This window comes from Pseudomonas tehranensis, from assembly GCF_014268615.1.
GTDB classification, from domain to species: domain Bacteria; phylum Pseudomonadota; class Gammaproteobacteria; order Pseudomonadales; family Pseudomonadaceae; genus Aquipseudomonas; species Aquipseudomonas tehranensis.
Genome location: NZ_JABWQV010000394.1, coordinates 1 through 2,997 on the forward strand (window position 1 = coordinate 1; position 2,997 = coordinate 2,997).

Below are 2,997 nucleotides of genomic sequence, written 5' to 3' on the forward strand. Positions count from 1 at the left end.
GGAGCGAGCCTGCTCGCGATGAGGCCGGCAGCTTCACCGCAAAAACTCAGGGCTGGAATGCCCCGATAAAAATCGCCGGATCCACCCGCGCATCGTTCAGGCTGATGTTCCAGTGCATGTGTGGCCCGGTCGCCCGCCCCGTGGAGCCGACTTTGCCGACGACTGTGCCGCGCTTGAGCTGCTGGCCGACCTTCACGTCGATCTTCGACATGTGGCAGAACATGCTGATGAAACCCTGGCCATGATCGACGAATACGGTGTTGCCATTAAAGAAGTAATTACCGGTGAGGATGACCTTGCCTGCGGCCGGAGTCTTGATGGGTGTGCCGGCGGGCACAGCGAAGTCCAGCCCGGCGTGGGGGTTGCGTTCTTCGCCGTTGAAGAAGCGCCGCACGCCGAACTTGCTCGACATCGGACCATTGACCGGCTTGTCCAGCAGCAGGTTGCTGGGGATGTTCGGGCTGAAGCTACGATACGCCTTCAGTTGCACGGCCAGTTCGGCGTTGATGCGTTTGAGGTCCGCCGGGTTTGGATTGACCTGGCGCTTATTCTTCAGCGTGATGTGTTGCTCGGGGTACTTTTTATAGCCGACCACGAACGGCTGAGTGCTGCCGCCACTGCTGATCTGCTGGGTGCCGGGCTTGACCGTCAGCGGGATGCCGACAATCGCCAGCCAGTTGTCCTTTTCCTTGACCACCAGCACCGGTTTGCCCTGGTAACTGGCTTTTGGCGGCTGGGCCGCGCTGCCCAGGTCTACCACGGCTACGCCGCCGGGCACTGGCTTGTTCAGCAGGCGGGTGATGTAACTGTCAGCGTTGGCGTTGAAGGTCAGGCACAGCAAAAGCAATGGGGCGAGATATCGCGGCATGAATCAATCCAATAGAGAAAGGGTGACCGGCGTCAGGTGATTGTCTTCGACCCGCACCAGCAGTTCGCCTTCACCGAGCCGCGCGGTCAGGCGCTGGCCAGTTTGGGTCTGCCCGGCGCTGCGGATCGCCTGGCCGCGCTCGTCCAGCAAAATACTGTAGCCCCGGCCGAGGGTCGCCAGGGGGCTGACAATGTGCAGCGTCTGCATCTGGTTGTGCAGCTGCACGCGTCGGGCTTTGAGCCCTTCACGCATCGCACGGGGCAAGCGCGAGGCGAGGCTGTCCAGGCGCTGGCGCAGCAGTGCCAGTTGCCGCCCCGGATGTTGCCCGGCCAAGCGGGTTTCCAGGCGGATCAGGCGTTCGCGGCGGGTATTGAGGCTGCGCTCGAAGGCCCGGCGCATGCGCATGTCCAGGTCGTCGAGACGCTGGGCTTGCTGGCGCAGGCGCTCACCGGGGTGGCGCAGGCGGCGGGTGAGGCCTTCGAGGCGCAGTTGATCGCGCATCAGGCGGTCGCGCATGCGCATCACCAACCGCCGGTGCAGGCTTTCGACCCGGCGCACCAGGTCGCCGGCATCGGGGGCCAGCAGTTCGGCAGCGGCGGACGGGGTCGGGGCGCGCACGTCAGCGACGAAATCGCTGATGGACACATCGGTTTCATGGCCGACGGCGCTGACGATCGGCGTGACGCAGGCGTCCACGGCCCGGGCCACGGCTTCTTCGTTGAAGCACCACAAGTCTTCCAGCGAACCGCCGCCTCGGGCCAGGATCAGCGCATCGAACCCCCGGGCATCCGCCAGTTTCAGCGCGCGGACGATTTGCGCAGTGGCTTCGCGGCCCTGTACGGCGGTGGGGATCAGCGTCAGGGAAATCTGCGGCGCACGGCGGCGGAAGACGCTGATGATGTCGCGGATCACCGCGCCGGTGGGCGAACTGATGATGCCGATGCGTTGCGGATGGGCCGGCAGCGGCACCTTGCGTTCGGCGCTGAACAGACCTTCGGCGCTGAGCTTTTCCTTCAGCGCATCGAAGGCCAGGCGCAGGGCGCCATCGCCCGCCGGTTCCACGGTGTCGAGAATCAGCTGATAGTCGCCGCGGCCCTCGAACAGTGAGACCTTGCCGCGTACTTTCACCGCCAGCCCGTCTTTGAGGGCCTGACGCACCCGCGCGGCATTTTGCCGGAACAGTGCGCAACGCACCTGGGCGCCGCTGTCCTTGAGGGTGAAATACACATGGCCAGAAGCGGGCCGGGCAAGGTTGGAGATTTCGCCCTCGACCCAGATGTTGCTGAACACGTCTTCAAGCAACACCCGCGCACGGCCGTTGAGCTGGCTGACAGTCAGGACCTCGCGGTCCAGGCCCAGTCGGGCAAAGGGATCTTTAATCATGGGCCGCATGATAAGGGCATTCGCTGCTCAATCTCCATGTTCACCGCAAAACCTTCCGGGAATTGGCGCGGTACAATGCACCATTGCCCATAGGTTCAAGGTGGGCGCGGGCTTGCTCGTCGCCACCGGTAGATTCACCGCAGGATGTCCCATGAATTCGCAAAGCATCATCGTCCCGAAAATTTCCTCCTTGCCGGTCCACGAGCCTCGGGCCCGGGCGGTTGTGCGCTGGCTGGTCCGCAAGAATATCGTCGAAGAACAGCTGACCACCTGCGGGCGTACCGGCAATCGCATGGCCCACGCCATCGCCCCCGGCGCCCGCGAGGTGGTCATGCACCCTGAAGCCTTGCCGTTTGGCGAGCCGGTCAATGGCTTGGAAATCATTACCAAGCGCTGCATCTATACCCCGGCCAAAGGCTTTCTCGAGGAAGCCGGCTGCGCCGAATGCCGCAAGGAGATCGGCGAGGCGCTGTTCGAAAGCCTGGAAGAGTGGATGCCTGCCCGCACCGATAACTTCACTTGTCCCGAGTGTGGGCATGAAGATGACATCAACGGGTTCCTGTTCCTGCAGCCGTGTGGCTTTTCCAATCTGGGGTTTATCTTCAACAACTGGCTCGAGGCGGGGTTCAAGCAGGACTTTATCGACGAGTTCGCCGACTGGCTGGATCAGCCGGTGAGTTGGGTGAAGGTGGAGTTGTAAGGGCGCCGCAATAACCCATGTGGGAGCGGGCTTGCTCGCGAAGGCG

Annotated in this window: 3 protein-coding genes; 1 reads left to right on the top strand and 2 read right to left on the bottom strand. The window is 63.3% G+C overall.

The features are described 5' to 3' along the window. Window positions 1–46 precede the first annotated feature (46 nt). Window positions 47–868: a peptidoglycan DD-metalloendopeptidase family protein gene (locus HU811_RS26290; RefSeq protein WP_092402621.1), complete on the bottom strand. Its 822-nt coding sequence runs from the start codon at window positions 866–868 to the stop codon at window positions 47–49. A gap of 3 nt (window positions 869–871) precedes the next feature. Next, window positions 872–2,251, bottom strand: a complete 1,380-nt coding sequence (xseA, locus tag HU811_RS26295; RefSeq protein ID WP_092454052.1) for an exodeoxyribonuclease VII large subunit — start codon at window positions 2,249–2,251, stop codon at window positions 872–874. Window positions 2,252–2,402: 151 nt separating this feature from the next. Between xseA and HU811_RS26300 the strand changes: the two genes are divergently transcribed. After that, window positions 2,403–2,951, top strand: coding sequence for a sugar ABC transporter ATPase (locus HU811_RS26300; protein WP_092402625.1), 549 nt, complete (start codon window positions 2,403–2,405; stop codon window positions 2,949–2,951). Window positions 2,952–2,997 lie beyond the last annotated feature (46 nt).